Genomic DNA, 5,052 nt, shown 5'->3' with positions numbered 1-5,052 from the left:
GACAGGCCCAGCGCGCGCGCCGTGCGGATGTGGTGGGACCGCAAGGATTCGATCATCGAGCCACGCATCAGCCGGGCGACGATGGCGATCTGCGGCAGGGCGAGCGTCAGCACCGGACCGACCTTGTTGATGAAAGCGCCATCGCCCCACCCACCGATCGGCAGCAGCCTCCAGGTCAGCCCGAACAGGAGTTGGATCACCGGCGCGATGACGAAGGTTGGGATGGTGCTGCCGGCCGTCGCCAGCGCGATCACCGTATAGTCGCCAAGCTTGTTCTGATTGAGCGCCGCAATGGTGCCGAGCACGGAACCGAGCAGCAGCGCCAGGACAAGCGCCGAGGCGCCGAGCTGGACCGAAATCGGCAGCCCCTTGGCGAACAGTTCGGTGACGGTGAAATCCGGCATGTTGTAGCTCGGGCCGAAATTGCCGCGCAACAGATTGCCGAGATAGTGGACGAATTGCAGCCAGAGCGGGTCGTTGAGGCCAAACTGGGCTTCGAGATTGGCCCTGATCTCGGGACTGAGCCCCCGCTCCTGGTTGAATGGACCGCCCGGCGCGACGCGCATCAGGAAAAACGCCATTGTCACGATGACGAACAGCGTTGGAATGGCGGTCAGAAGCCGCCGTAATACGTATCGCAGCATCGGTGCCCCGCTTGATCCAGAGCCGCGCGCGTCCAGTTGGACGGCCGCGCTCCAGCTTTCAAATCTTCGCACCGACATTTGCCGAAATCGAATTCCGGTACCCGGGCCGATGCGATGGCAAACCATCGCCACCGCGCCTGGAAGGCGCGGTGGCTTGGCCAGGGTTAGTCCTTGCTGACGAAGCGCGACGGATGCACGTCCATCACGTTGTCGACGAAGCCATGCAGCTTCGAGGAGACGATATCGTGGTAGCTGTAATAGAGGAGCGGTATCTGGCCGACGTCGTCGACCAGGATGCGTTCGGCGTCGGCCAGTTCCTTCATGCGCTGTTCGGGGTTGCCCCCGGCGGCGGCCGCCTTGTCCATGGCCGCTTCATAGGCCGGGCTGTTGTAGTCCGAATAATTGTTGCCGCTGGCCTTGCGCGAGATGCCGAGGAAGGTTTCCGGATCCTTGTAATCGGCGATCCAGGCGGCACGTGCCAGATCATAGTTGCCCTTCTGCTCGAGGAAGGAGTAGTGGGTCTTGGTGTCGGTGTTGAGCAGCGTGACGTCGACGCCAAGCGGCTTCAGCTGTTCCTGGATCGCCACCGCAGTGTTCTTGTGGTTTTCCGACGTGTTATAGCGGATTTCCATCTTCAGCGGCTTTTCGGGCGTATAGCCGAGTTTCTCGAGGATCTTCTTGGCCGCATCCTCGCGGTCGATCTGCGGCATGTCCGCATATTTGGCCATTGCCGGCGTGTAGCCTTCGATGCCGGGAGGCACCATTGAATAGCCGGGCAGCATCGAGTTCTGCCAGACTTTTTCGGCGAGGAAGTCGCGGTCGATCGCCATCGAGATGGCATTGCGCAGCTCTACATTATCCCACGGCGCCTTGTCGGTCTTGATCGCATAATAATAGGTGCCGAGATACGGTCCAACGTGGATCTGGTCGCCAAACTTGGTCTTGAGATCGGCGAGCTGTTCAGTCGGAAGGTCGTCGTAGCTGTCCAGTTCGCCTGCCTCGAAGCGCTTCATCGCCGAAGAGCGGTCCTCGGTCGGGATGTAGTTGACGACGTCGAACTTGACGGTCGCCGCATCCCAGAATTTCGGGTTCTTGACCAGCTTCATATGATCGTTGGGAACCCATTCGGCCAGCGTATAGGCGCCGTTCGAAACGAGATTGCCGGGCTTGATCCAATCGGCGCCGAGCTTTTCGATGGAGGCCTTGCTCACCGGATAGGTCGCCTGGTGGGTCAGCATCTCCAGGAAGTAGGGCGTCGGCGCCTTCAGCGTGACCTCCAGCGTATTTGCGTCAATCGCCTTGACGCCCATGTCCTCAGGCTTGCCCTTCTTGGTGTTGACGTCCTCCGCACCCTTTACCGGATACAGCATCGAGGCGTATTCGGCGCCGGTCGCCGGATCCTCCAGCCGGTGGAAGGCATAGACGAAATCGTCAGCCGTAACCGGGCTGCCATCCGACCACATGCCGTCCTTGCGCAGCTTGAACGTATAGACGGTTCCGTCGTCCGAAACCGTCCAGCTCTCGGCGGCACCAGGAATGAGATTGGCCTTCTGGTCCTGCATGACCAAGCCCTGGAACAGGTCGCGCAGGACATTGGCTTCGTAAACCGTCGAGGTCTTGTGCGGATCGACCGACTCCGATTCAGCGGCGGTGCCCCTGTTATAGACGGTCTCGGCAAAGGCCTGCGTGTAGAACGTCCCGGCGGCCAGCGTCATCGTCGTGGCGAACACAGTCGCCTTCAGCATGTTTTTCAGCATGAAGTTCTCCCTGTCGGCGCCGCCGTTGGCGCGCCTATTAAGTGTTGACGCCCTGGAGCCGATATCTGACCCCTTTGAGCGCGCCGCTGGTTCCCGTCCTGCGGCTCGTGCCCAGACACTAACGCGGAGAATTTTTATTTCAACAGACTCTCTGGGTCACCCAAAGTAAGGCGGACGAAAGCTATGGTGTGGCCGCTGAAACACCAGCCGAAACCAAAAGCTTGACTTGGTTTCTTCACCTCGACGCTATTTTTCACCGCGAATCGGGAGCCATGCCAGTTTGCCGGAATGTCTTAATGCGTTCTTAAGCAACCTGAGGTTACATTACGAGTACCTTCTATACGGTTCGAGCTTCAGACGCGCGGCGGCTATGAGTAACGGAGCAAGTAAATTGCCCAAAATCCGTCAACTAATGCGGAACTTTCAAGAAGAGCGCGGTACCTCTGCGGTTGAATTTGCCTTGCTTTCACCGATTTTCATTCTTCTTCTACTCGGAATGGTTGCATACGGTATATACTTCGGCGCCGCCAACTCGATCCAGCAGATCGCAGCGGATGCCGCCCGCACGGCAATTGCCGGGTTGAACCAGACCGAACGTCAAACGCTCGTAACCAGCTTCGTCACCAACAATGCCGGCGGATATCCCTTCGTGGATGTCAGCAAGTTGACCTACCAGGCCAACGACAGCACGGCCGATGGAAGCCAGTTCGTGGTGTCCATCCAATACGACGCCCGCAACCTGCCGATCTGGAACCTTTTCCCGGGCATAGCCATGCCCGGGACCACGATCAGGCGCCAGTCAACGATCAGGGTCGGGGGCATTTGAATGCTGCTGCATGCGTGCAATGGGATCGGTCGGCTTGCCCGGTTGATGCTGAGTGACAGGAAAGCGAACTTCACCGTCATGGCGGCATTGAGCGCGCCGGTGGCGCTGGCGCTGGCCGCAGTGGCCATCGACGAAGCCTCGATCTACACCGAGCGCCGCGAAGCGCAGGCAATGGTGGATCTGGCGGCGATCACCGCCGCCTCGAACATGACCAATGTCAATACAGCGGTCGTTACCACGCTGACCGACAACGGCATGCCAGGGGTTGTCGTTCAAAGCTCGGGACAGACGATCGAGCCGGCGGTCGGCAAAACCGTCGTGACGGTCACGCCCGGGCGATATGTGGCATCCGGGGCCAATGTGGGCCAGCGTTTCCAGGCCAGCATAACCCCCTACAATGCCGTCCGTGTCACCCTGAAGAAGATCCCCGCCCGCTATTTCGCGAGTTCCCTGATCCCCACTCCCGTCATCGGCACCCAAGCCACCGCCAGCATGACGCCACAGGCGACATTCTCGGTCGGATCGAGGCTCGCCAGCCTCGATGGCGGTATCCTCAACGCGCTTCTCGGCGGACTGCTCGGCAGCAACATCTCGCTCAGTGTCATGGACTACAACGCGCTGATCTCCGCGGATGTGAGCGTGCTCTCCTTCGTGGACGGCCTTGCCACACAGCTGAACCTGACCGGCGTCTCGTATTCGGATGTGCTGGCATCGAAGGCGACCGTCGGCCAGATCGCCACGGCCATGGCCAATGTGCCTGGGCTTGGCAACACGGCCAAGGTCGCCCTGCAGACGATCGCGTCCAAGTCGACCAGCACGGTCCAGATCCCGCTCAGTCATCTGGTCGATCTCGGCTCCGTCGGCAAGTTGGGCCTCGGCCAAAGGCCCGCCGGCCTCGGCGTCGACGCCAGCGCCTTGGGAATGCTGACGGCCGCCGCCGGACTGGCAAACGGTTCAAAACAGGTCGACGTCGCCCTCGGAGCCACCATTCCCGGGGTGCTGTCGACCACGCTCGCCATCGCCATCGGCGAACCACCGCAATCCTCGCCATGGCTGGCGGTTGGAGAAGCCGGCACCGTGGTTCGCACCGCGCAAACGCGCATTAAGCTGCTTGTCACGGTCGGCGTCGGCAACCCAAACCTGGGCGGCGGTATCAGCCTGCTGTCGGTCAAGCTGCCGCTGAATGTCGAAGTAGCCTACGCCGAGGCCAAGCTGACCGACATCAACTGCCCGACCGGCCCCGACAGCCTGAAGGTTACCATTGCCGCGAAGCCCGGCATCGCGGCGGTGAACCTTGCCGCCAGCGATGCCGATAACAGCCCCACCGCCTTCGCGGATTTCAGCAACCCGCAGTCGTTCTCCGACGCCAACATCGCGGATGTCAGCCTCAATCTGCTGCTGCTAAAAATCCCGCTAATACTGGTGAAGGGTTCGGCGGGTGCCGACATCACCAACGTCAGCCCGACCAACCTGGTCTTCAACAAAACCGAGATCGCCGCCAAAACCATCAAGACGACGCCGACACGGGACATTACCCAGACGCTGACAACGTCACTGGTCGACAAGTTGTCGCTTTCCGTCAATGCGCTTGGTATCCTCGGGCTTGACGTAACGGCGTTGCTCGGCACCGTGAAGCCAGCTGTGACGACGCTTCTGAAAACCGTGACCGCACCAGTCGACACATTGCTTTACAATCTACTCGATACGCTCGGCGTGCATCTCGGCGTGGCCGATGTCCGGGTCACCGGCGCGACATGCGGACGTGCCGTGCTGGTGCAGTAACGTCGGGATATCAGTCGAGCCTGCCCAAAAAGGCTCCGAGCGC

The 5,052-nt window shown here is 60.6% G+C and carries 4 protein-coding genes; 2 read left to right on the top strand and 2 right to left on the bottom strand.

The features are described 5' to 3' along the window. Together ENZ75_RS20470 and ENZ75_RS20465 are read right to left on the bottom strand one after the other, a co-directional pair. Nucleotides 1–644 (bottom strand): ABC transporter permease subunit (locus ENZ75_RS20470; RefSeq protein WP_128278273.1); only part of this gene is annotated, 644 nt, incomplete at its 3' end. Between the two features lie 164 nt (nt 645–808). Further along, entirely contained in the window at nt 809–2,401 is a 1,593-nt protein-coding gene (locus tag ENZ75_RS20465) for a peptide ABC transporter substrate-binding protein (protein ID WP_013532692.1), read from the bottom strand. A 412-nt stretch (nt 2,402–2,813) separates the two neighbouring features. On the opposite strand from ENZ75_RS20465, the gene ENZ75_RS20460 reads away from it, so the two are divergent. Next, a complete protein-coding gene (locus tag ENZ75_RS20460; RefSeq protein ID WP_174299092.1) occupies nt 2,814–3,227 on the top strand; it encodes a TadE/TadG family type IV pilus assembly protein in 414 nt (137 codons plus the stop codon). Beyond that, complete coding sequence (locus ENZ75_RS20455; RefSeq protein ID WP_013532694.1) at nt 3,228–5,009, top strand: TadG family pilus assembly protein; 1,782 nt, start codon at nt 3,228–3,230, stop codon at nt 5,007–5,009. Nucleotides 5,010–5,052 lie beyond the last annotated feature (43 nt).

The sequence above is a fragment of the Mesorhizobium sp. M7A.F.Ca.CA.002.04.1.1 genome (assembly GCF_004022805.1).
Lineage (GTDB): Bacteria > Pseudomonadota > Alphaproteobacteria > Rhizobiales > Rhizobiaceae > Mesorhizobium > Mesorhizobium ciceri.
This window is presented reverse-complemented; position numbering and strand designations above follow the sequence as displayed.

Coding starts and splice junctions, on each gene's coding strand:
- ENZ75_RS20455 (WP_013532694.1), top strand. CDS start 3,228: ATGCTGCTGCATGCGTGCAATGGGATCGGTCGGCTTGCCCGGTTGATG.
- ENZ75_RS20465 (WP_013532692.1), bottom strand. CDS start 2,401: ATGCTGAAAAACATGCTGAAGGCGACTGTGTTCGCCACGACGATGACG.
- ENZ75_RS20460 (WP_174299092.1), top strand. CDS start 2,814: ATGCGGAACTTTCAAGAAGAGCGCGGTACCTCTGCGGTTGAATTTGCC.